The following is a 23,709-nucleotide window of genomic DNA, read 5'->3' as shown; positions in this document are numbered from 1 at the left end:
GTTTTGACGGGCGAGCGGAGTGCAAGCACGAGCCGCTGGTGCGCGTCAGTCGGTAGGATCGGCAGAATCCGCAGGGTCGCTTGAGGGAAAAGCTGCGCTGGTCGCTAGCTGGGCAAGTTATACCGATTCACCACGCCCACGCATCGCCGCTTCGATCCATTCGGCGTCAGCCGCATCCTTGAGTCGCCCAGTCGCCCGCTTGTTGGCGAGGAGATCTCGCCAATGTAATACGGGCGTGGAGACGCCGTCGTATTCTGCGATGCTGCGATTCCCCCAAGCATTCTCGAAACCAATAGCAGTAATCGACGTGAGAATATCGATCCGCTCAGGCGGAACGCCGAAACTGAAAACGGCGTTCGAGTCCGTTAGCTCAATCGGTTCCTTCACCCAACTCCTAGGGATTCCGAAGAGACGCAACGCTTCCCAAACCCGATCCGCATTTTCGCTGGTTGGACGCACCCAAATATCTAGATCGCCCGTTGCTCGTGGGTAGCGAGGGCATAAGCGCCAACGACGAGGTAATCAACTTCCGCGTCGTTCAACGCGGATAACATGTCTCTGAAATTCTTGTTCAGTGACGGGTTCACCGGCTATCGCCCACGCTTGAACTGTTAGCGGCCAGACCAACGCCATACATTCGCCCATCGATAGATGAGCGAGGTCATCCTCGAAGCCTTGCTCCGCGAGTGTAGACTTCTTGACTACCCAGTGGCTGCGATCGGTCATGTCTCAATTATAGCACTTGCGAAACGACCGGCCTAAACCAATCTGGCATCGTTGTCGCTTCGAGTTTTTGACGGGATCGCAGGCCTTCTGTCCGCCCGCCTTACACCAACTCTCCCATCGACCGCAGCCCGAGCGGTTCGCGGCTCGTGAAGGGCTCGCCGTAGCGGACGCCGATCGTTTTGCCCCAGTAGGCCGCCTCGGCTTCGAAGTGTTCGAAGAACGTCGGCGACACCGTTGGCCGGCCGGTGATGAACTGGCTTTCGAACGCTCGCACCGCCGCCACTTTGCGGTCCCACTCCGCGGTGATGTCGAGCACAAACGCCGGCTGCAGCGCCTGCTTCAGATGGATGCAGTAGTAGTTGTAGATCCGCGTCGGGTGATGAGGCTCGCCTGGCAGGTCGGTTTTGGTGAGCTTCGACCAGAAGCGGGCCGCGTCGACGAGTTCGGTCGCCGCGACGTGATCGGGATGGGCGTCGATCCAGTAGGGGGCGAAGAGCCACTTCGGTTTCTCACGGCGGAAGACCGCGGCGAGTTTCGCACGGTTTTCGATCGTCGCTTCGAGGCTACGATTCGGCAGGCCGAGGTTCTCACGCCACTCGAGTCCCATGATCTTGGTGGCCGCCGCCGTTTCGCGAGCGCGAATCTCCAGCGACCCGTGCGGCGTCGGCTCGCCGCTGGTGAGATCGAGCACCCCCACGCGTCGCCCCTCGGCGATGAACTTCATGATGGCCCCCCCCATGCCGAGTTCGGCGTCGTCGGGGTGCGGGGCGATGACGAGGATGTCGAGCATGGGCGTATTAAACCGTGTGCGCTGCTGCAACGCGAAGGAAATTCATCCGGTCACGAGCCCCGGTAGGGGCGAAATGTTGTAGCCAGGGGCGTGAGCCCCTGGACTCGAAAGTTTAAGGCTGCTTGAGCCCCGGAGGGGCGGCACCATTCAAGAGCCCTTCGCCGAGCTCGTCACATCTTCTGGTGTCGCCCCTCCGGGGCTCAGCCTCTTCGCGGCGATCAATTCCAGGGGCTCACGCCCCTGGCTACATGATATCGCCCCTCCCGGGGCTGATCCATCGACGCCCCATTGATCTTCAGCCACAATGGCTCACCAATCGACGCCTCCTTAAACTCAACACATGACTGCCTCTCGAGCGACTGATATGTCCACAACTGCCGCCTACGAATCCCTCTGCAACCACGCCCGCGAAACGGCCAAGCTCGCCAGCATCATGGGGCTGCTCGAGTGGGACGAGCGGACGAAGATGCCGACCGCTGCAGGCGAGTACCGCGCGGAGCAGATTTCGTTCCTCGCCGGCGAGATCCACAAGCGACAAACGACGCCGCAGATTGCGGGTTGGCTCGACGAACTCGTCGGCAGTCCGCTGGCCGCTGATTCGCACAGCGTTGAGGGGACGGTCATCCGGCAACTCAAGCGGCAGTACGACAAAAAGACGAAGCTGCCGCAGGCGCTCGTCGAAGAACTGTCGCGCACCTCGGTGCTCGGCCAGCAGATGTGGGTTGAGGCTCGCAAGGCTGATGACTTTGCGAAGTTCCAGCCGCTTCTGGAAAAGACCATCGAACTGAAACGGCAAGAAGCGGCCGCGATTGGCTACAAGGTCACGCCGTACGATGCGCTGCTCGACGACTACGAACCTGGCGCAACGACGGCGGAAGTCGCCGCCGCGCTCGGCGGTTTGCGCGATGCGCTCACGCCGCTCGTCGAGCAGATTGTCGGCAGCTCGCGCAAGCCCGATTCCGAGTTGCTGAAGCGCGACTTCCCCGTCGACGCGCAAGAGGCCTTTGGCAAGGCGGCCTCGGCGGCGATTGGGTTCGACTTCAACGCCGGTCGGCTTGATACGACCGATCATCCATTCTGCGCCGGCGCCGGTCCGCACGATCAGCGGATCACGACGCGGTACAACATCAACGACTTCAGCGACGCGTTCTTCAGCACGCTCCACGAAGCAGGGCACGGTCTTTACGAGCAAGGGTTGCCGGCCGACCAGTTTGGCTTGCCCACCGGCGAAGCATGTTCGCTCGGGATTCACGAGTCGCAATCGCGGATGTGGGAGAACCAGGTCGGCCGCAGCCGAGCGTTCTGGGAACACTTTCTGCCCAAGGGACAGCAGCAGTTCGCAGCGCTGAAGGGCGTCTCGCTCGACCAACTCTACGGCGCCATCAACGAAGTTCGCCCGTCGCTTATCCGCGTTGATGCGGACGAAGTCACTTACAACCTCCACGTGCTCATCCGCTTTGAACTCGAACGCGCCCTCATCGAAAACGACCTGCAGGCAAAAGACCTTCCCGCGGCATGGAACGAGAAGTACCAAAAGTATCTCGGCATCACCCCGCCGAACTTCGCCGACGGCGTGCTGCAAGACGTCCACTGGAGCGCGGGGCTGTTCGGATACTTCCCCACCTACTCGCTCGGCAACCTCTACGCAGGGCAGTTCTACGCGGCAGCGACCAAGGAGCTCGGCGACCTGCCTGCTGCGTTCCGCAAGGGCGAGTTCCAACCGCTGCTCGCGTGGCTCCGCAAGAACATCCACGCCCACGGCCAACGCTTCTCGGCCGGCGAACTGGCGCTCAACGTCACTGGACAGCCGCTGAGCCACGGCCCGTGGATCGAGCAAATGCGCGCGAAGTACGGCGAACTTTACGGCCTGTAGCGATTGCAGCGGCAACCGCCCGCTGCCCGCGTTTGCAAGAAACGCCCCGCAACATCGAAGTTCGCCCCGCGGCGTAGCTAGCGTCCCGACGGGCGCTAGAATTCTCGCGCTGCCGCCGACAAACAACCGGCGTATTGTTAAACTAAGAACCCGCGGCGGCGGAGCATGTGTCGCGTCTCGCACTGATGCGGGATGAGTGTAACGGAGTCGAAACGTAGGAATTCCATGGCGTCGATCACCCTCTGCCCGCGCTGTTCATCGCACCTCGAATTGCCGGCCGGCCTCACGCCGACGTCGCTCGTCGAGTGCCCGATCTGCGAAGCGGAGTTCCTGCTCGCTTCGGTCGCCCCCCGCGCCATTCCGAAGGTGCGGCTTGTTGAGCAAGACATTCATCATCCGTCGTCGGAGAACGACGACGAGTTGATGGATGAAGCGACGCCGACGCGCGAGCCGCTCGGCATCATCGTCGACGACGAAGACATGGCGCCGGAGCCGGAACACGAGCCGGTCGCCGAATCGACCGACGACAAACTCTCGCGACTCTTGCGATCGACCTCCAGTTGGCAGTTGCCGGGCGCGTCCGCGCCTGAAGCTGCGGAGCAAGACGACGCGGAAGAGGCCGACGAACCGACGGCGGAAGTCGCATCGTTCGAGGAATTTGAAGCCGAGATCGACGACCGCATCATCCCCAACGATCACGCCCCGCGGCAAACGTTCGGCGCGACGCTCGACGCAGCCTACCGCGACGCCGATCCAGAAACCGCACACCCCGCCGCGTCCGCAGCCGACGAACTAAAACTCGGCGGCAGCCGTCTCGACCAATTGCTGTCCGACCTGATGAAGACGCCGCCGGCGCCGCTCGCCCCGGCGACGCCAGCCGCGGCGGATGCAGAAACGGCGCCTTCGCTAGCCGATTCACCGACCTTTGCGGAGTTCGACGCAGACGAGTCGACCGAAGATCAGCATGAGCAACCCGAATACGCGGAGATCGCCGCCGACGATTCGGAATACGGCGATGCCAGCGACGAGTCGTTCGACGACCGTTGGCAGCGTCTGCAAGCGAGCGCTGCTGCCACGCAAACCGATGACGGCGAAGACGACGTCACCTACGAAGCAAGCGCTGAGACCGATCCAGAACACGAGCAGTGGACCAGCGATGAAGAGTTCGACGAACTCGAACGCACGGTCCCCATCCGCCGCAAGCGCCCATCGGTCGTGAAGACGCTGGTCGGCGTTGTCGGCGGCGGCTTCATCGGCATCTTCCTCGCCGGCTACGCGCTGCTGTGGCTCAAAGGCCCCGACGGCGACCTGCTCGGCATCGCGAAGTTGCTGCCTGCCTCGATGCTGCCGGGCGCCGCCGCTCCGGCATCGCAAGAGCCGCTGAGCATTGCCGACGATCGCTTGCCGGCGCCTGCGCCAGTCGACGCGGCTCCGCTGGCCGAAGCCGCTGCGCCGTTGCAGCCACTTGGCGAGTCGAAGCTCGAATTCGCCGACGAACCGCAGCCGCCGGCGGGCGACGAACTGGCCGCGGCCGATGCTCCCGCCGCTACGGAAGCACAGCCTCTCACGCCTCCCGCGACGATCCACCGCGACGAGGCCGTCATGCCAACCGCCGCCGCCGAAGCCATTCACTGGCCGACCACGCCGATCGTCGGTGAATTGAAAGGCGTCAAACTCTTCAGCGTCACCGACCTGGGCGATCACATCGCCAGCGCCGACGCCGCCCATCGCACGTTCCTCGCGGGCGACCTCGCTCGTAAGGAAGACGTCGCCGCGATGGGGCAGGCGTACATCGAACTCTGCAAGCTGGCTGAGCGGTTCACGCTGACCGACCCCAAAGACTTCGGCAACGACCTCGTCACCAAGCAGATGGCCGCGAAGCTGATTTTCCGCGGCGCCGTCGGCGATCCGGCCCGCCGCAACGATCTAGCGATGATCGCCGGCCGCTGGCTCGAACATGCCCGCCGCCCCAACCAGGGCGTGCTGCTGCTGGGCCGCGTCACCGATCTGCAGCCGCAAGGACAGTGGACCGAATACACGATCGAAACGCCGCTCGGCTCGACCGTGTCGGTCAACAAAGTGCTGATGGACAAGATCGACTTCAAGTTCGGCGATGAAGTCGCCGTCGTCGGTGCGATCGTCGCCGATCCAAGCCAAGCGATTGCCGGCTACACGGGCGATGCAAAGCAAGTGGTCGTCGCGGGTTTCGCCTTCGCGCCGGAAGATTTCGTGGCCCCGCAAACGGGCGCGACGGCGGATCTCTTCACGCCTTAGTCGTTCCGGTTGGCTTGCCGGGTATTCTCTCGCCAAGCCGCGAAGACGCTAACGATCGCAAAGAAATGCGAATGCGTGTGTAATTCCTCTGCGCACCCTGCGCCTCTGCGAGAGGCTGATTCTGGCGAATAGATTTCTCGCAGAGGCGCGGAGGCGCAGAGGAATAATGCGATGTTCATTCTTTCCTCTGCTCGGCGTTTTCTTTGCGCCTTGGCGGCTTTGCGAGAGAAAACCAGCCCAGCCAGCACAAGCAGCAAGCACCGATTGGAATTGACCGGCGCCCCTATCTCTGCGAAGCTCGCCCACCTCAATGCCAATCCATCCCACAGCCGTCGTCGATAGTGCAGCGGAAATCCATCCGAGTGCATCCATTGGGGCGCACGCCGTTGTCTCGGGCAACGTCGAGATCGGCCCCGACTGCGAACTGTTGCCCTCCTCGGTCGTGATGGGGCACACCACGCTTGCCGCCGGTTGTCGCGTTCATTCGTTTGCTACGGTCGGCGACTCTCCGCAAGACTTCAAATACGGCGGCGCCGTTTCTTTCTGTCGGATCGGCGAAGGGACGGCGATCCGCGAGGGGGCCACCGTTCATCGCGGCACGGCGCCTGGCTCTGCGACCGTCATCGGCAGCCGCTGCATGCTCATGACGAATAGTCATGTAGGGCACGATTGCCAGCTTAGCGACGGCGTCATCCTGGTGAGCGGCGCCTTGCTCGGCGGGCACGTGCAGGTCGGCGCCAACGCCATCATCTCCGGGAACGCAGCCGTGCACCAACATGTGCGAATCGGCGAGCTAGCCCTGGTGGGGATTTTGGCTCGCATCACCCAAGACGTTCCCCCGTTTTGCATCACCGATCAGGAAGGAACCGTCGTGGCGGAGAATCGCGTCGGCATGAAGCGCGCGGGCTTCACCGTCGATGAACGACACGAGCTGAAGGCAGCGTTCGCGGCCATCTACCGTAAAGGCATCGGGCGAAACGAGGCGATGCGATACTTGGAGGCGACCGTCAAAACGGAAGCTGGCCGTCGATTGCTCAGCTTCTACGCGCACGATTCCGCACGCAGTTCGCGGGTAAGATTGTTCGATCCGCAGCAAGCGGCGTGATGCCTACAGTTGCGAGAGATCGAAGTCCATCGGCCCTTGCCGACGCTGCTCGACGATGCGAACGCTGTCGTCGGCGTTCAGCATGATCTTATCTTGCAAGATCTCTTGAATGACGATTTCCATCGGAAACTTCGTCTTGAGATCGACGAGCGGGCGGGCGCCTGAATTCAACGCAGCAAGTCGCTTCTGGATGAGGGCCGAAAGCTTGAAGCGACCGCCGACTTTGTTGACGATCAGTTCTTCTTTGAGGGCATCGATCATTCTTGGTCCGCTGATTTGAGAGTTGAACGCCCGCCAAACGACGGGAGTTAATACGACTAGTGGCCGTGACGGAGCTTCGCGAGTCGATCGTCGAGCTTATGCTTCCGAAACAGGTCGCCGTAGACGTAGTAAAACATGCTGAGCGTGCAGATTCCGATCTGCGCCACAGAGCGGAGCGCCGATCGCTGCACTTCGTCGTCGAGCGCGAAGTCGTCGCAGCCAGACTCCGCCGACGAGCCGGCGTCGTTCTCACTGCCGCCGCCGTGGCAGTTCGCATGCAGGCCGCGGTCGATCGTTCGATGGTGGAGCCGTTCGTAGATGCCGGCGGTCGCCGCGTCGAGCTGACGCAGGTGACGCACCATCAGCCCATTGGCGAACGTCGTTCGCTTCAAGTCGGCTGATCGATCGTCATCGACGCGGGCGAGCCAAATTCGTTGCCGCTCCTCGTCGCCCGCCATGAACACGCCATGCATGGCGGCTCGCAGCGCGGTGCGCATCAGCGAATAGGATTCAGCGACTTGTCCGCTGAGCGCGAGCAACGACGCGGCTCGCAGCGCCCCGTGCGTCTGAATCAGCATCGACCGGGCGACGCGCTCGCGACTTTCATCGCTGAACGCCGTGAGGATGTTGAAAATCACGTCGATTTCCGCCAACGCCTCGAAGTGTTCATGATGCCGATCGATGGAAAGTTGCGCATTGCGCCAAGCAGCTGTCAGAAAATGCGCGAGCGGCGATTCCGCCCGTTCTGACGCTGCAGAGCCGTTTAGGTTGACTTCTTCGACTGACATTTTCGATCCTTCAGGCGCCGTTCGGCGGTGAGCTACTTGGCCCGGCGAGGCGCTTGCGTCTGCGCCAGCTCGCGCTTCGCGGCGGCCAGCGCCGCTTGTCGCGGGGCGTCTGCCTGCACGACGGCGCATTGGGGGTGGATTCCTCGCAGCGAGTAAGACCGCTTGCCGCAAACCGGACACTCTTTTCCGGCGGGCGTCGAGTAGAGCGGAGCGGGTTTCTTACACGACTCGTCGACGAATTTCTGAAGCATGAGAACCTCCGGATTCCAGTGGCTGCGCGGCGGCGATCGCATCGAATGGAGGCTGCGGCAGTCGACGAACCGACTGCCGCAGTCGCTCGTCGGTTACGCGACCGGCTGGACGTTCTCGGCCCGCTTGCCCTTCGGTCCTTGGCCTTCGGTGTAGGAAACCGCTTGGCCTTCGAACAGGCTGTCGTAGCCCGAACCTGCAACGGACGACGAGTGGAAGAAGATGTCTCCGCGCTCGCCTTCAATGAATCCAAAACCCTTGTCGGTCAACTTTTTGATCGTTCCTTGCGACACTTCGTCTTTTCTCCAGCACGCATCATATGGATAGAGCGCACGGCCGCGCCGTCGTGCAAACCAGCAAGTGGCCGGGCAATGGAAGGTCTTGAGAGCGACCTTCGCATAAGAGAGCAAAATGACCCGCACAGCGGATCAACAAGCGGAACGACTATCGGAGAAGTCGTCCCGACGAAGGGCTAGATCTACGAGAAGTAACGCCGCTGGCAAATTTCAATCATTCGCCTTGGCGAAGCGTCTAGCAGCGCCTTCGCTATCTTTAGTGCTTTGATGATACCTTAAATCGACTGAATGGTCAAATCAGCGGAGTTGCGGGCTAGCGGAGCTGGTTTTCTCTCGCTGAGTCATCAGGGAAGAAGATCTCACGCAAAGGCGCGAAGGCGCAAAGGAATACAATTTAATTGCCTTCTTCTTTGCGCCTTCGCGCCTTTGCGTGAGATCAACTAAACTGGGGCGATGGCAACGGACTGCACCGCCGAGACGCTGAAGGATCCCAAAGAACGCCAATCGCTCCGCCGTCGGCTGCTCGCTTGGTTCGGGAAGCACAAACGCGACATGCCGTGGCGGCGGACGCGGGATCCGTATCAGATCTGGCTCAGCGAGATCATGCTGCAGCAGACGACCGTCGCGATGGCGGGCCCGAAGTTCACGGTGTTCGTCGCGGCGTTCCCCACCGTGCACGATTTGGCCGCTGCCGACGAGCAGCAGGTCCTCCGCATGTGGGAAGGCCTCGGCTACTATCGCCGCGCTCGCGGGTTGCATGCGGCGGCGAAAGTGATCGTCGCCGAGCACGACGGCCAGTTGCCGCGCGACGTGAAGTCGCTGATGGCGCTTCCCGGCGTCGGCCGGTACACCGCGGGGGCCGTCGCCTCGTTCGCGTACGACGTGTCGGCGCCGATCGTGGAAACGAATACGCAGCGGGTCCTTGCCCGCCTCACCGGCTATCGCGACGAAGTCGTCGGCGGAGCAGGGCAGCGGCATATTTGGAACGCCGCCGAAGCGCTGCTGCCGACCACCGGCGCCGGCACGTACAACCTCGCGCTGATGGAACTCGGCGCGCTCGTTTGCAAACCCTCCGACCCGCGTTGCGACGAGTGCCCCGTCACTGCCCACTGCGCCGCGTTCGCCGGTGGGCTGCAGAACGAGATCCCGAAGCTCGCCGCCAAAGTAAAAGTGACCGCGGTCCGCGAAGGGACCGTCGTCGTCCGTAAATCGGGCCGCGTGCTACTGCGACAGCGAGCCAAGGGGGAACGCTGGGAGGGGATGTGGGACTTCCCGCGGTTCGCCCTCGACGGCGAAGGCCCGCTGTTCGTCCGCCGCGAACTGGTCGACAACGTCCGCGAACAAACGGGCGTCGACATCGAGCCGGGGCCGCTCCTCACGACAATCAAACACGGCGTCACACGCTACCGCATCACGCTCGAATGCTACGAAGCCCGCGCAACTGGCGGCCGCGTGAAGTCGACGGACGAGAGCTCGGTGCGCTGGACGCCGCTCGCAGAACTTGGCGATCTACCGCTGAGCGTGACTGCTCGCAAAATCGCGACGCTTATAACTAAGCAGGGTTGATTTAGGTCTCACGCAAAGGCGCGAAGGCGCAAAGAAAAATGCAATTCAATTGTATTCCTTTGCGTCTTCGCGCCTTTGCGTGAGATCCTAATCAAACCAAAACCTCAATACTCAACGTCAACCCACTGCTTCGCTCGTCCGCTCTTCAGCACGGCGTCGCAGATCGCAATCTCGTTGTGCCCGTCGAGGAACGTCGCGAAGTCGCCCCCCTGGCGATTCCCGGCGATGAACCCGTAGACGTTGCGGAACAAATTCTTCGGCCCGTCGGGATACGCTTCGTTGTGGCCACCCGGGTAGTGGGCGTACTCCCGCGCCTCGGGGTAGAGCAGGCTCGGGTCCTTCATGAGGACTTCGTTCGGCCGATCGCGATGGCCGATCCACAGTTCATTCGGCTTCTCCTGGTCCCACGACAGGCCGCACTTCGAACCGTTGATCTCGTAGAACAGCCGGTTCTTCCGCCCTGCCGCGCACTGGTTGACGGTCATCACGCCGTGGGCGCCCGAATCGAACTCCAGCAGAATCGACGCGTAGTCCTCGGTGCCGATCTCGACGTCTTCCATTTCCTCCGGCGTCAGCACCTTGCCGGCGTACGTCTCGACCTCGACCTTCGGCCGCTTCCGCGTCGGGTGGAGCGTCACGAGGTCGGCCATCACGCGGGTGATCTTCAGCCCGGTGACGTACTGAATGAGATCGCACCAGTGGCTTCCCACGTCGGCCACGGCCCGCGAGTCGCCCGATAGCTCCGGCACGAGCCGCCAGTTCCAGTCGGTTTCCTTGAAGAGCCAATCCTGCAGATAGCTCCCTTGCACAGCCAGCACGCGGCCGACGTCGTCGTGATTCTGGCACATCGCCCGCGCCTGCTGCACCAGCGGCATGTAGCGATAGTTGAAGTTGATCGCGTTGATCACCCCCGCCTTCTCGACGCGGTTCACCAGCTCGCGCGACTCGGTCGAGTTCATCGCCAGCGGCTTCTCGCTAATCACATGCTTGCCGGCCGCGATGATGTCGCAGTTCACGCCGAAGTGCAGATGGTTCGGCGTGCAGTTGTGCACGACCTGAATCTCCGGATCGGCGAGCAATTGCTTGTAGTCGCCGTACGCCTTCGGAATGGAAAGCTCCGCCGCCTTGCGATCGGCGAGCCCCTGATCCCGCTCCGACACGGCCGCCACCTCGACGAACCCGAGCCGCCGCAACGCCTCGATATGAGCCGGGCCAATGAATCCAGTGCCGATGATGCCTGCTTTGATTTTTGACATGAGAGAAGAGCCTATTGTTCGGTTGTGAACTTCTTTCTTAACCATCGACCAATGCAAAGAAACGAATCATCTCCGCATTCTTCTTTGCGCCTTCGCGCCTTTGCGTGAGACCATCTTGATTTAGATCTCACGCAAAGGCGCGAAGGGGTACTGAAAATCCTGCCCTACTTAATCACTTCCACCTGCGCCCACTTGCCGCCGTCGATCGACTTGTCGACCGCCTCGAGCACCGCCACGCATTGGGCGCCGTCTTGGAAGCAGGGGCTGCACGACTTGTCGTTCGCGATGCACTGCACCAGGTCGGCCGCGGCGTTCGAGAAGGTGTGGTCGTAGCCCATCATGTGGCCCGGCGGCCACCAGGCGCCGGCGTACGGGTGCACGCCTTCGGTCGCAATGATCCGGCGGAAGCCTTGCCGATCGCCGGGATCTTCCGTCGAGTAGTAGTCGAGGTAGTTGAGATCCTCGAAGCACCACACGAGCGTGCCTTTGCTGCCGTTCAATTCGAACCGGTTAAAGTTCTTCCGGCCCGGCGCCATGCGGGTCGCTTCGAACGTGCCGATCGCGCCGCCGGTGAACTTCGCCAAGAAGACCGACGCGTCGTCGACGGTCACCTTCTCGGTCCCTTCGCCGGCGGTAGCGCTGATGCCGTGCGAAGTCCCCTCGGCCGGCCGCTCCGTCACAAACGTCTTCTGCATGCCGACGACTTCGCCGATCTCGCCGACGAGGTAGCGGGCGAGGTCGATCGAGTGGGCGCCCAAGTCGCCATGCGCGCCACTGCCGGCCGCCTCGGCCCGCATCCGCCAGTTCATCGGGAACTGCGGATCGACGAGCCAGTCTTGCAGGTAAGTGAATCGCGCGTGGCGAATCTGGCCGATGGCGCCGCTATCGATCATCTTCTTCGCCAATGCCACCGCGGGGCAGCGGCGATAGTTGAAGTTGACCATATGCTTCACCCCCGCCTTCCGCACGGCGGCGAGCATCGCCTTCGCCTGGGCGACGGTAAAGCACAACGGCTTCTCGCAGAAGACATGCTTCCCCGCTTCGGCCGCGGCGATTGCAATCTCGTCATGCGTGTAGCCGGGCGTCGAAATATCGACGACGTCAACGTCCTTCTGGCCGATCACCTCGCGCCAATCGGTCGAAGAGGTCTCCCAGCCCCAACGCCGGGCGAACTCCGCCACCGCCGCCTCGTCGCGACCGCACACGGCCTTCATCACCGGCTCGGCGTCGAGATCGAAGAACCGCCCCACGGTCCGCCACGCCTGGCTGTGGGCCTTCCCCATGAACTTGTAACCGATAAGAGCGACGTTGAGCTTCTTCTGAGCCATCGAACGAAGATCCTTGCACTGGAAGACGGAGAGCACGGGGCTGGTCGAACCGCACGACGAGGCAGTCAAACCGCCGCGAGGGGCGGGGCCGCCATTTTATCAGGTGGGCGGCGGGCCGGTAGGTTCCGACGGCCAGGGGAAAAACGAAAAAGCGATCCCGCAGGCGGAATCTGCACCGCCGCGACGGGCCGCTGCGAAAAGAACGCAACTTTTCAACGAAGACGACGCAGCGACCAAGCCGAGCGCCACGCCGTTAATCGTCGAGCAAGCTGCCCAGCAGTTCGTCGACCAACGTTGGCGTCGCCACGAAAGGCTGGAGCCTTCGGGCCGTGATTTCGCCGCTGTGAAGAGTCGTGTGGAACGGGCGAACGAGCGTTGGCGGCAGCGTCCACGACGCCAGCGCGGCGTCGCGTAGGGCGGCGGCGTTCCAACGGCGCCGGCGATCTTCCGCTTCTCGAGTCAGCTGCTTCAGCTCCTCTGGCCGTGCGAGGACGGCGTTTTTCGGCAGTGCAAACGTCGCCGACGCCACGACCGCCAGCGACTCGGAAGTCTCGACGGCAGTCGCCTCAAACTCAGCCGTCGGCGCATCAGTTCGCGATGTCTCCACAGCCGCTGCTGCAGCAACCGGCGCACTAACGGCGGCGACTGTCGCTTCAACGGCAGGGAACAAGCCTCCGCCGTAATGCCGCTTCCAAACAGTCAGGTCGCCGCCGTCGACGACGCCGTTTAAGTCGACGTCGGCCGGCAGGGTTCCTATCCCGGGCGACTCGGCGCCGTAGCTGCGCTGCCAGAGCAGGAAATCGCCGCCGTCGATCTGTTCGTTCTTGTCGAAGTCTGCCGCTAGCACCCGCGGCGGCGCCGTAGTTCCCTGGTTCGCTTCCCAAATCGCGAGATCGGCCGCATCGATCACGCCACTGCGGTCGCCGTCGGCGCCCGAGCCGGGCGGCACGGCTGGCTGGCCGAGCGTCGCCTCGTACAAATCGCGATCGGCCTGATCGACCGAGCCGTTGCGGTCGTAGTCGCCGAAGGGGACGTCGTCGAAGCCGTAGATCCCCCGGGAGAACCCGGACGCGATGATCTCCAATCGACCATCGCCATCCAGATTACCGACCGCCACGGCGTTGTGCGACCAAGGAGAATACTCTTGCACGACGGTATGCTCGAAACCAGCCGCGCCATTGTTGCGGAACATGAGCGTCGCGCGCGTCGTGCTGGCGACGGCGTCGTAGTCGCCGTCGCCGTCGATGTCGGCGACGTGCAGCCGTTCGCCCAACACAGTCTGTGGGGAATAGCTCGTCGGGGACTCTGCGAGCGTCTCGCGCACAAAGCCCTGCGAGCCGTGGTTCCGGAACAGTTGCAGCGAGAAGCGGCTTCCGGCGATCGTCGTGGCGACCAAGTCCATGTCGCCGTCGCGATCGAAGTCGATGGGCACGACGTCTCGTCCGATGACGGAGTCGCCGGGAGCAGCCGTCACTTCGCGATACAGCCACTGACCGCCCGTGTTCTCGTACCAGGCGACGCCGGTGAACGAGCTTCCGGCGTCAACCCCCACGACGGCGTCGAGGTCGCCGTCGCCATCCACGTCGGCGGCGCGAACCGTGGAATGAACGAAGTTGGGCGTCGTCGGCAAAATCACCCGCGAGAATCGTTGCTGTCCGTCGTTCAACAAGATGCCGAGCTGCGACGCCGAGTTGCTACGCACGCCAATCGCGTCCAGATCGCCGTCGCCATCGACGTCGGCAAGGTCGAACGCGCCGCGAAAGTTAAACGTCGAGGCTGGCTGCCTGTAAGTGAAATTCTGCGCGCCGTCGTTCTCGAACCAGCCGAGTCCAGTGGAGAGGGAGACGACGAAATCGACGTCGCCGTCTCGATCGAGATCCACTGGCCGCGCATCGAGCGCTTGAGCGCCGTACAACTGCTGCGTGTGCGTCAAGAACGCTCCGTCGCCCAAATTTTCGTACCACGCGAGCCGCGGCGAATCGTTCTGAGCGACTGTTAGAAAATCGCCGTCGCCGTCGCCGTCGATATCCGCAATCCGCAACGAGTTCGCCATCGCCGCGATCCACGTGGCCGTGCGGAACTCGCCGGTGGCCAATGCCGGAGCTTCGACCGGGATGACGTAGTCTTCGACTTCGCCATCGAGCGCCGCTCCGCCGGGGCGCAAGCCGCCCGCGGCGCTAATTCGGAAGCGAGCGACGACCGAGTCCGCCGTGAGACTCCCCGGCACGTTGAAACTAAAGACGTTGTCGCCTTCCACGACCGAGCGCGACGCCAGAATCTGCTCGCCGGCGCCTCCCCACGCCCCGTCGCCGTTGAAATCGATCCACGCATCGAGCCGAGCGCCCGCGGGGGCGTTCTGCACGTTCACCGTGACGCTACCCAACGCCTGCCCCGCCTGCAGCGTCGCGAACACGACGCCGTCGTCTCCCGCATCGGCGTCGGCCCCAGCGGCAGGAATGCCGTCTGGTTCGCTGGTGCGACTCGCCCCCAATCGCGGTCCGCCGCCGTTATGCACCGCGCCGCTATCGGCCCGCGCGGTCGGGTAATTCGCCGGGGCGTCGCCGTAGTCGGGTTCGACGAGGTTCTTGTTCTCCAGCCACACGACGCCGGACGGATCGAGAATCCCCAGACCGACGACGTCGAGATCGCCGTCACCGTCCATGTCGGCAGCCGCGTTGCTCCACCCGAGGCCGACCGGCTGGGCCAGCGCGCGATACGCGAAACTTTTGTTGCCCAGATTCTCGTAGTAGTCGAGCCGCGACTTGTCGCCTACCTGGTAGCTGGCGTAACCGCTGGCAACGACGTCGAGATCGCCGTCACCGTCGAAATCGGCAAGCGTAGCCCAGCGGTAGGCTCTTTCAAAGCTGATGGTACGCGAGACGAACGTTTGGTCGGCCGTCTGCTCGTGCCACCACAATGTCGGGGAAGTGGTAGAGGAAGCAGAGTCGGACGCCCCTGCGGACACGACGTCGAGGTCGCCGTCGCCGTCGATATCGCCGACGGCGACGCTCTCAATGGCGCCGCTTCTCGACACAGACGTCGGCTGCAGCAAGATCCCGTGCCACGCGAAACTCAAACCGCCGTTATTTTGAAACCAACCAACGTCGTGAATGGCAGGCGGCGAGCCGCTGATGACGCCGCCAATGCCGCCCGCCACGACGTCGAGATCGCCGTCATGATCCATATCGGCGGCGACAACGCTGGTGGCAAGGCTCCCCAAACGCCCAATGAAGGTTGGCGCGAAATCCTGAGCACCGTCGTTGACGAAAACGTAAACGCCCGCCCCCAGCGCCGTCGTGAGCAGGTCCATGTCGCCATCGGCGTCGAGGTCGACGATCGTCATGGAGACAAAATGCTCGCTCGCGACGCCGGTCGGCAACAGCCAGGTCCGGATCGTGAAGTTCTGGTTGCCGTCATTTTCAGCCCAAATCAGTGCGCCTCGCAAGCTGGACGCGATAACGCTGCCGTAGCCGACGAAGTCGACGTCGCCGTCGTTGTCTAAATCTCCAACGGCAATATCTTCACCGCCAAGTCTGATCGCCGGCGAGGGTGCCGTCACCGTATGCGCCACGAATCCGCTAGCGCCCTGGTTCTCGTACCAGGCGAAGCCCACGCCCGCCTTCGCCACCACGTCGACGTCGCCATCGCCGTCGACGTCGGCCGTCGCCATAAACGCGGAGCCGGTGGTATCCGTAGACGAGATCACCGTTCGCGGGTCGCCGAACAACCCCGTCGCAGCGGCGCGCGGCCCGATGACGACCGCATGATCCTCCACCTCGCCGTCGAGCGCCATCCCCAGCGGCCCCAGCCCGCCGGCCGTGCTCAGCCGGAAGCGCGCGTACGTGGCGCCCGCGACCGCCCACTGCGGAATGACGAACGTCAGCGCGTTGTCTCCTTCGACCACCGCGAGCCCCTGAGCGATCTGCTCGCCCGCGAGCCCCCATGCTCCGTCGCCGTCGAAGTCGATCCACGCATCAAGTTTTGCCCCCGCCGGCGCGTTCTGCACGATTACCGTCGCCGTGCCGGTCGCTGCGTTGAGCGTCAACGTCCCGAAGACGACGCCGTCGTCCTCGGCCTCCGCTCCAGCCGGCGCGTGGGCCCCGTCCGCTTCGGCGTCGCGCGTGGCGCCCAGCTGCGGGCCCGTCGCCACATGTCGCGGCCCCTGGTCCTGGGCATACACGCGATACGGCCGCGGGGCGTCGCCGTAGTCGTATGGAATGTCGGTCAGCTGCTCGTACCACGCGAGCGGCGTCACAAATCCCCCCGCCGTGACGAGATCGAGCCGCCCGTCGCCGTTGACGTCGGCCGCGGTCACATTGCGATGCTGGCCCGGCGCACCGCTCACGATCCGCCGGGTAAACGCCGCCGTTCCGTCGTTCTCGTACCAGGCGACGCGATTGAGTCCCGCAGCGGCAACGTCGAGATCGCCGTCGCCATCGAGATCGGCCACGTCGATCGACGCCGCCCCCCAGGCGGTCGCATCGACGTTCGCCGCAGTGAACGTCCCGTCCCCGCCGCGCTGATACAGCACGAGACTCTTCGGCGAGGTGCATGCAGCCATCGCGTCGAGATCGCCGTCATCGTCGAAATCACCGAGCGCCAAGTCGGTGAGATTCGCCGCAGGCGTCCCGATGGTGCGCACCGTAAAGTGCTGCGCACCGTCGTTCTCCAACCAACCAATCGCCGAGCTTGACCCGGCCAGTATGTCGACGTCGCCATCGCCGTCGACGTCGCCCGCCGCCACGTGCGAGATCAATCCCAGCGAAGCGGCGACGATCCCTTTCGTGAACGCCCCGGCGCCGTTGTTCAGGTACCAGGCGACGAACGACCCGCTCGTCGCAGTCACTAGGTCAATGTCGCCGTCGCCATCCAGATCGACGGGCGTCATCCCCTGCGGGCTGAGAGCGTTGTCGATCATGCGACGCGTGAACGTCTCGCTCCCGTTGTTCTCGTACCAGACGGCGCCCCCGTAGTCTGCGAAGAAATCCATGTCGCCATCGCCGTCGACGTCGGCCGCAGCCAGCATCCCGTACGACGACGCCGTGACGCCCGTCGTCCGCAGCGGCCCAAACTGGCCCTGCACATTGCTCCGCCACTGGAGATTGCCGTTCAGCACGTCGACCGTCCCGTCACCGTCGAGATCGACGACCACAATCTCCTCGGCGTCGTCGTAGGCGATCACCCGCTGCCCGCCGAACAACCCGCTCCCGGCGTCCGCGACAGGAATCAGATAATCCTCGACCTCGCCATCGAGCGCCGAGCCGGCAGGGCCCAAGTTGCCGGCGGTGCTCAGCCGGAAGCGAATGCAATTGTCGCCGCCGACGATCCCCGCCGGAATGTTGAAGGTGAACTTGTTGTCACCAGCGACGACCGCGGCGTTGTTGATCACCAGCTCGCCCGCATCGGCGAAGTCGACGTCGCGATTGAAATCGATCCACGCGCTCAGCTTCGCCCCCGCCAGAGCGTTCTGCACGTTCACCGTCACGACCGCCGCGGCCCCGGCCCGCCACACGCCGAACACGACCCCATCCTCATCGGCCGGATCGCCGGTCGAGAGCTGATTGTGCGCATACGGATTCGCATCGCGCAGCTCCCCCAACCGCGGCCCCACGGCCTCGTGAGCAGCCGTCGCATACTGGCCGGCCGCCACAGCCGCATCGCCAAAGTCGGCCGCCAACAGTTCGCGAGATTCCAACGCTTCAAATCGCAACCCGCGTGCCGCAGGGCGCCGCGAGTCGACTCGTCGAGGAGCAGAACGACGTGGCATAGAAAAGGTAACGCCGGCATTGGTGAAAGCAGATGAGACACACCGCCGCAATCGACCGCAAAGTCGAACGTCGTCTCGACTTCCGGTGAGGAAAGCAAACGACGCCAATCCAATTTAACCGTTCCCGGCAACGACAGCAAATTCCCCAAACAGGCCCAAAACCCGCCCGTCTGTCCGCTGCCCACTTGCTACTCACTCCCCAACCTTCGTCGGATCCCCCAACTCTCGATTCAGCTTTACCGCCGCGCGCGTGAGCCGCCGCACGACTTTATCGTCAATTGCCATTCCTTCACGAAGCTCAAGCGTCGCCATCTCGTACTTCCCGCCGGCCTTGAGCCGCGGCTCGATCTCCCGCAGTCGTTGCCCGCGCCAGAAACCGAAGAGGACGCGAGACTCTTCCGCGCGAATGAGCAGTACCGGACCGCTTGAGAAGTAGACGAGGTGGCGCCACTTGATCACCTCTTCTAGCTTCGCTGTCGCGAGGACGCCGGAGCGAAACTGCTCGACGAGTTCCCGGCGCCAGCCGCTGAGCGCGGCCACATACGCGTCGGGAGTCACGGCAGCGGTTGACTTTTTCATGCCTCGACTCCCATGAACTCACACGCCCTCTAGCCCCGTGCTCCGCCCGGGGGTCGGCATCCATCTCAAATACTGCCGCCACTCTGTGCGCCTGCTCGAATCGACGCAGCCCGTAGGGTAGGCACTGGCGTCGACGCTGCCCAGCATCAACCTGATGCCGGCCGAAACAGAGCGACGAGCATCCAGCGACGCCACAGAGAAGAACCGCACTGGGTGGCATGTTGCCGCGAAGCGTCGACATGCTGCGGCGAGCGCCGACCAGCACGGAGTTCGACTTGCTCGTATCGGCGACACGACGCGCGGCGTTGTCAACGCGCCAACGACATTAAGAAATCGCAATATAAGGCAAGCAGCGCGCTGAGCTGCATGCAACGACAGCGCAGCACGCATCGCTACGCATGCGCCTAACCGCATTCCATTAACAGCGATGTCACATGAATCAACGCCCGCGAACGCGGCGCGGCAAGCTAGGAAAACGACGCTGAACACGCACAAGTTTTTATCGAGATTTTCTTCTCGACTATTGCGTGACAATTGTTGATTTGAATAGTCATTTACGATACAACCGGCGAAGCGACGCCCGCTCAACTGCCCACGATCTCGTGGTTTTCGGTTGATCTCTTCCATGCGCCGCACGGAACTTGCGTCTTCCAGCAACCATAGGATGAGAGGCTACCAATGCGCAGACTTCCTAGCTCTTGGGACCGGACGATGGCAAAGCTGGGGCTTCGCAGGGCTCTCAGCCGAAACAAGCGCGTACGTCCGGCGAGTTCGAAAAGACTTAACGGCGTCGAAGCGCTTGAAGATCGCCGCGTGTTCGACGTCGGTGCTATTGGAGCATTCGTCCGAACAGGGGGGTTTGGAAACATCACTGACGCTAGCTCGAGTGGCGCGACTAGCCACGAAGAATTGGGATATGTCACAGCAATCCAAGGAGGCGTACCAACTGACGCGGACGAGCTGATAGCCAAGTCCGCCCACACCGCCAATCTTAACATCGATGGCGCTGACATTCACGGAGTAGGGCAGTCTGTGTCTCAAACGCCGACATATGTCGGCGGCACTACGTTCGTTCCATTTGTGAACAACGCGTCTGCGCACTTACTGAGCTATGAACTCGACAGCCCCCCAGCATTTATGGGCGGAGGAGGCTCTGGGGCGAGTGCTGAGTCTGGAGCCATCTTTGAGTTCGATGATGTTGACGATGGCATTACCGCTCAATGGTTTCATGGCTTCATCCTCGTTGCGACTTACGGAGTCACTACGGCGGATTCAGAGACGACCGCAATTACCGAGTATAGCGCATATGCTTCCATAACAGTCGACGACACAACCGCCAGTGTTGGAGGCGAATATAAGTGGGAAGACTCGTTTACTGGTGAGATAATCCCCGGCCCTCACTGGCACAAAACGGTAAAGGTTCCCGGTTATCCTGAACTGAACTATGTAGAAGTAGCGAACCCGACTGGAGGGTTTAATATATTCGTGCACTTCGTCGTTCCCATTTCAGAAGGAGCGACGGTATCAATGTCCGCCACCAGCGGTGGTTCAACATATGCGTATAGCGCGGGGGATGGCTCGGCGAATGCGAACTGGGCTCAAGTAAGCGCAGCATGGGGAATTGTGAGCGGCAGCCCAGACACCCCAGACTGCAACGACCTCAATCAAGACGGCAAAGTTGACGAGGACGACCTGAAGATACTGATCGACAACCTTGGCAGGGGACCTGGCATTGGATCTACGCCCCCTGTGATTGGCCCAGACGGCGACTTAGATCACGATGGTGATGTTGACGAGGACGACTTAGCCTTATGGTCTAACGCTGCTGCCGATTACCCAGTGGGCAAAACATTCGTGGTATCCTCTGAGGGCGACACCGTCGACGCCGACAAGACATATGGCAATCTGACTTTGCGTGAGGCGCTTGCGATGTCAGACGCTTCTGTGGGCGATGACGACACAATCCTCTTTGCACCGGGCATCGGTAATATTGCCTTAGCGGGAACGCCACTTGTTATCGCTGATGAAGTGGCTATTAAAGGCAGCGGTGCGGACAAGTTAACGATCAATGGCGGCGGCTCCAGCCGCGTCTTCTCCGTCGACTCCGGAGTCGAGGCAACCATCAGCGGCCTCACCATCACTGGCGGCGGCAACGTCTCCGCCGGCGGCGGCATCCTGAACAACGGCGATCTCACCCTCAACTCGGTCGTCGTTTCAGGTAACACGACGACCGCCAACGGCGCGGGCGGCGGAATTCGCTCGACGACTTACTCGCGTCTACAGGTGATCAACAGCACAATTGACGACAATCACGCGTCCTACGGCTCCGGCATCTACGCTAACGTCGTGGACGAACTGCTGAAGATCGAAGGCAGCACGATCTCCAACAATATTGCGCTCGGCATCGCAACGTCAACCTACTCCGAGGGAGGGGGACTCGCCATCGCCGGCAGCGCCACCGGCACCGTGGAGATCGTCAATAGCACCTTCTCGGGAAATGAGGCGCTCTACAGCGGCGGCATTCGGCTCCAGAACAATCTCGCTCCCACGACGATCACCAACTCGACGATTGCTTACAACCGCGGCAACGATAGCGGCGGTCTCCATCGCCTTAACAACACGTCGGACCCGGTTCTCCACAACACGATCATCTCAGAGAACACGGCTCGCACAACCAGCACCAAACTGGATATCGTGGGCTCAGTCGACTTAACAAACAGTACCTACAACCTCATCGGCAGCGGGGGAGCCGGCGGCCTGGGCAACACGAACGGCAACATCATACTAAGCAGTCCAAACACCGCCGGCTTGGCCCCGCTCGGCGACTACGGCGGTAAGACGAAGACGCACGCCTTAAAGACCACTAGCCCGGCGATCGATAAGGGAAGTGAGGATTATGCGACAACCTACGATCAGCGCGGTCTCGGCTTCACGGGCAAGTACGATCTGCCCGACGGCACGTACCCCGACGCCGACGGCTTCCGCGACATCGGCGCTTACGAGGCCAGCACCGGCACGACGCTGATCGTCCGCAGCGATGGCGATCGCAATGACTCCGTCGACCAGTTAGCGACGACTGATTCGCTAAGGTTGCGTGAGGCGCTCGCCCTATCCGCGGCGCTCGCTGGCGACGAGGTGATCACTTTCGATCAAACTGGCTGGACCGATGACACCATCACACTCTCGTCGCCGCTGGCGATTACTTCGAACGTGGATATCGCCGGTCCCGGCGCAAGCGACCTGGTGATCAGCGCGAATGGCAACAGCGCTGTGCTGTCAATTTCGTCATCGACGGTGAATGTTCGCGGCGTCACTATCTCGGATGGCTACGATAACTCCCTCAGCTACGTCGGGGGTATTTACGCAACATCCTCGGACGTCTCACTAGATGACGTTCGCTTACTCGACAATCAGGGCATTGATTCCGTCGGCGGCATTTGGGCCGATGGCGGTTCACTCTCGATTGTGAATAGCACGCTCGACGGAAATGGCGGATGGTATGGCGCTGTATTCGCTGACGGCGCCGACTTAACAGTTATTAACAGCACCATCAGCAACAACTCAGGCAGCGTTTACTCAGGCGGCATTTGGTTTCAAGGCGCGGGCGATCTCACTGTACTAAACAGCACCATCTCCGGCAATCAAGGCTATGAGGCAGGTGGCATCGTTACTCTCGGTTCCGGCGTTAATGAGATTATTCAGAGCACTATCTATAACAATCTGACCTTCTACGAGACTTCATATGGAGGTACGCTGCTTCCAGGCGGGCTGAGAGTCTCTGGGTCTGCCGACGTTCTGATTCACAACACGATTATCGCCGGCAATCGACTGAACGATAACGCCCCGAGAGATGTCCTTGTCGACACCGGAACTGGCGCGTCGATCATTGGCACAAGCTCTCACAACTTCATCGGACTCGACTCAAACAACTACTTTTCGTCCGCCTCGCCGTACGATAACATTCGCGGCACCGTCTCGGCGAGAAACGCTCGGCTTGCACCGCTAGCCGACAATGGCGGGCCGACGAAGACCCACGTGCCGTACTACGATAGCGAAGTCATAGATCACGGCGACAACAGCTTCATCGACGATTTCGATATCGTATTCGATCAGCGTGGATCCGATCGCATCAATCCATTTTCGATTGATGAATTAGTTGATATCGGAGCCGTCGAGTTACGGACTGGCGAATACTATTCGTAGCCGCTAATTTCTAGCGATACGCCCCGCCGCGGCTTCCGCGGCGGGGCGTATCTTTCTCATCGGGTGGCCGAAAATCGACTGCATGCCAAGCGCGGAATTGCCTGGTCGGTTCAAAGAGACGGCATTCCACCTCGACGGAACCCGCCCGCTCTTTGAAAACTTTCGGCGGGTGGCACTGGCAAGCTAACTCCGTGTGCCAGTGGCGTGTCGCCAGTGTGAAGTGCCGCCACGGCATGCCACCCGATCGCCTTGCAAGCAGCCTGGAAGACAGAGACGCGGATGGCCGATATTAGCGGCGAGCCTGGCCAAGTTGCCTATCAGCAGAACGCTTTGTTCGATCGATCCTAGCGCGACGCTGGCCACGCCTCCACACCACAGCCTCCCGCGGCTATCCCAAAAATCCTCTGGGCCACCGCGCCCCGGCGAGAGCCTTCCCGCCCCAGACATGCTCCCAAACGTCCGCCGGGCTTCACTGGCCTCCTGCCTGCTCTGTAGCCGGTACACGACCGCCCTCAGCAGTAACGCTCCTCGATCCGGCCAACTCGGCATCGCCGACGGCCCCAAGGATCGCCCAAAAGCACGTGCGCTACAATTCACCCCCGCTCGGTTAAGTTCGAGCAGGTTTGGCGGTCTAGACTGAGGCCGCCC

General features: G+C 62.2%; 15 protein-coding genes. 5 read left to right on the top strand and 10 right to left on the bottom strand.

The annotated features are described in order from the left end of the window. Window positions 1-117: 117 nt before the first annotated feature. Together PLANPX_RS27870 and bshB1 are read right to left on the bottom strand one after the other, a co-directional pair. Window positions 118-387 (bottom strand): hypothetical protein, encoded by a 270-nt coding sequence (locus tag PLANPX_RS27870; protein WP_232536282.1) that lies wholly within the window; start codon window positions 385-387, stop codon window positions 118-120. A gap of 439 nt (window positions 388-826) precedes the next feature. Then, window positions 827-1,516 (bottom strand): bacillithiol biosynthesis deacetylase BshB1, encoded by a 690-nt coding sequence (gene bshB1, locus PLANPX_RS02360; RefSeq protein ID WP_152097173.1) that lies wholly within the window; start codon window positions 1,514-1,516, stop codon window positions 827-829. 340 nt (window positions 1,517-1,856) lie between these two features. Here bshB1 and PLANPX_RS02355 point away from each other — a divergent pair, with 340 nt between their 5' ends. The 3 genes from PLANPX_RS02355 to lpxA all read left to right on the top strand — a co-directional run bounded on the left by PLANPX_RS02355 (window position 1,857) and on the right by lpxA (window position 6,768). After that, window positions 1,857-3,389, top strand: a complete 1,533-nt coding sequence (locus tag PLANPX_RS02355; RefSeq protein WP_232536281.1) for a carboxypeptidase M32 — start codon at window positions 1,857-1,859, stop codon at window positions 3,387-3,389. A gap of 225 nt (window positions 3,390-3,614) precedes the next feature. Continuing rightward, window positions 3,615-5,663: a hypothetical protein gene (locus PLANPX_RS02350; RefSeq protein ID WP_152097172.1), complete on the top strand. Its 2,049-nt coding sequence runs from the start codon at window positions 3,615-3,617 to the stop codon at window positions 5,661-5,663. A gap of 310 nt (window positions 5,664-5,973) precedes the next feature. Beyond that, window positions 5,974-6,768 carry an acyl-ACP--UDP-N-acetylglucosamine O-acyltransferase gene (gene lpxA, locus PLANPX_RS02345; RefSeq protein WP_152097171.1) on the top strand — a complete coding sequence of 265 codons (795 nt, stop codon included), beginning with the start codon at window positions 5,974-5,976 and terminating at the stop codon, window positions 6,766-6,768. A gap of 3 nt (window positions 6,769-6,771) precedes the next feature. On the opposite strand, the gene PLANPX_RS02340 is transcribed toward lpxA, so the two are convergent. The 4 genes from PLANPX_RS02340 to PLANPX_RS02325 form a co-directional block, all read right to left on the bottom strand. Beyond that, window positions 6,772-7,029 (bottom strand): DNA-directed RNA polymerase subunit omega, encoded by a 258-nt coding sequence (locus PLANPX_RS02340; RefSeq protein ID WP_152097170.1) that lies wholly within the window; start codon window positions 7,027-7,029, stop codon window positions 6,772-6,774. A gap of 56 nt (window positions 7,030-7,085) precedes the next feature. Beyond that, window positions 7,086-7,817, bottom strand: coding sequence for a hypothetical protein (locus PLANPX_RS02335; protein ID WP_152097169.1), 732 nt, complete (start codon window positions 7,815-7,817; stop codon window positions 7,086-7,088). Window positions 7,818-7,849: 32 nt separating this feature from the next. Further along, on the bottom strand, window positions 7,850-8,068 hold the full coding sequence (locus tag PLANPX_RS02330; protein ID WP_152097168.1) for a hypothetical protein: 219 nt from the start codon (window positions 8,066-8,068) through the stop codon (window positions 7,850-7,852). A gap of 93 nt (window positions 8,069-8,161) precedes the next feature. Next, entirely contained in the window at window positions 8,162-8,359 is a 198-nt protein-coding gene (locus PLANPX_RS02325; protein ID WP_152097167.1) for a cold-shock protein, read from the bottom strand. Between the two features lie 456 nt (window positions 8,360-8,815). Between PLANPX_RS02325 and mutY the strand changes: the two genes are divergently transcribed. Further along, the gene (gene mutY / locus PLANPX_RS02320; RefSeq protein WP_152097166.1) at window positions 8,816-9,928 is read left to right on the top strand and encodes an A/G-specific adenine glycosylase; all 1,113 of its coding nucleotides are present in this window, start codon (window positions 8,816-8,818) and stop codon (window positions 9,926-9,928) included. Between the two features lie 104 nt (window positions 9,929-10,032). On the opposite strand, the gene PLANPX_RS02315 is transcribed toward mutY, so the two are convergent. The 4 genes from PLANPX_RS02315 to PLANPX_RS02300 all read right to left on the bottom strand — a co-directional run bounded on the left by PLANPX_RS02315 (window position 10,033) and on the right by PLANPX_RS02300 (window position 18,858). After that, window positions 10,033-11,184 carry a Gfo/Idh/MocA family protein gene (locus tag PLANPX_RS02315; protein WP_152097165.1) on the bottom strand — a complete coding sequence of 384 codons (1,152 nt, stop codon included), beginning with the start codon at window positions 11,182-11,184 and terminating at the stop codon, window positions 10,033-10,035. A gap of 164 nt (window positions 11,185-11,348) precedes the next feature. Next, window positions 11,349-12,512 carry a Gfo/Idh/MocA family protein gene (locus tag PLANPX_RS02310; RefSeq protein WP_152097164.1) on the bottom strand — a complete coding sequence of 388 codons (1,164 nt, stop codon included), beginning with the start codon at window positions 12,510-12,512 and terminating at the stop codon, window positions 11,349-11,351. A 253-nt stretch (window positions 12,513-12,765) separates the two neighbouring features. Continuing rightward, on the bottom strand, window positions 12,766-18,207 hold the full coding sequence (locus tag PLANPX_RS02305) for an FG-GAP repeat domain-containing protein (RefSeq protein ID WP_172991814.1): 5,442 nt from the start codon (window positions 18,205-18,207) through the stop codon (window positions 12,766-12,768). A 264-nt stretch (window positions 18,208-18,471) separates the two neighbouring features. Further along, window positions 18,472-18,858, bottom strand: a complete 387-nt coding sequence (locus tag PLANPX_RS02300) for a DUF1801 domain-containing protein (protein WP_152097162.1) — start codon at window positions 18,856-18,858, stop codon at window positions 18,472-18,474. A 711-nt stretch (window positions 18,859-19,569) separates the two neighbouring features. Here PLANPX_RS02300 and PLANPX_RS02295 point away from each other — a divergent pair. After that, window positions 19,570-23,061, top strand: a complete 3,492-nt coding sequence (locus PLANPX_RS02295) for a choice-of-anchor Q domain-containing protein (RefSeq protein ID WP_152097161.1) — start codon at window positions 19,570-19,572, stop codon at window positions 23,059-23,061. Window positions 23,062-23,709 lie beyond the last annotated feature (648 nt).

Origin of the sequence: Lacipirellula parvula (assembly GCF_009177095.1) — a bacterium.
Classification (GTDB): Bacteria; Planctomycetota; Planctomycetia; order Pirellulales; family Lacipirellulaceae; genus Lacipirellula; species Lacipirellula parvula.
This window is presented reverse-complemented; position numbering and strand designations above follow the sequence as displayed.

Bases quoted from the DNA above. Each gene is read 5' to 3' on its own strand.
- bshB1 (WP_152097173.1), bottom strand. From the start codon at position 1,516: ATGCTCGACATCCTCGTCATCGCCCCGCACCCCGACGACGCCGAACTC.
- PLANPX_RS02355 (WP_232536281.1), top strand. From the start codon at position 1,857: ATGACTGCCTCTCGAGCGACTGATATGTCCACAACTGCCGCCTACGAA.
- PLANPX_RS02350 (WP_152097172.1), top strand. From the start codon at position 3,615: ATGGCGTCGATCACCCTCTGCCCGCGCTGTTCATCGCACCTCGAATTG.
- lpxA (WP_152097171.1), top strand. From the start codon at position 5,974: ATGCCAATCCATCCCACAGCCGTCGTCGATAGTGCAGCGGAAATCCAT.
- PLANPX_RS02340 (WP_152097170.1), bottom strand. From the start codon at position 7,029: ATGATCGATGCCCTCAAAGAAGAACTGATCGTCAACAAAGTCGGCGGT.
- PLANPX_RS02335 (WP_152097169.1), bottom strand. From the start codon at position 7,817: ATGTCAGTCGAAGAAGTCAACCTAAACGGCTCTGCAGCGTCAGAACGG.
- PLANPX_RS02330 (WP_152097168.1), bottom strand. From the start codon at position 8,068: ATGCTTCAGAAATTCGTCGACGAGTCGTGTAAGAAACCCGCTCCGCTC.
- mutY (WP_152097166.1), top strand. From the start codon at position 8,816: ATGGCAACGGACTGCACCGCCGAGACGCTGAAGGATCCCAAAGAACGC.
- PLANPX_RS02315 (WP_152097165.1), bottom strand. From the start codon at position 11,184: ATGTCAAAAATCAAAGCAGGCATCATCGGCACTGGATTCATTGGCCCG.
- PLANPX_RS02310 (WP_152097164.1), bottom strand. From the start codon at position 12,512: ATGGCTCAGAAGAAGCTCAACGTCGCTCTTATCGGTTACAAGTTCATG.
- PLANPX_RS02300 (WP_152097162.1), bottom strand. From the start codon at position 18,858: ATGAAAAAGTCAACCGCTGCCGTGACTCCCGACGCGTATGTGGCCGCG.
- PLANPX_RS02295 (WP_152097161.1), top strand. From the start codon at position 19,570: ATGGCAAAGCTGGGGCTTCGCAGGGCTCTCAGCCGAAACAAGCGCGTA.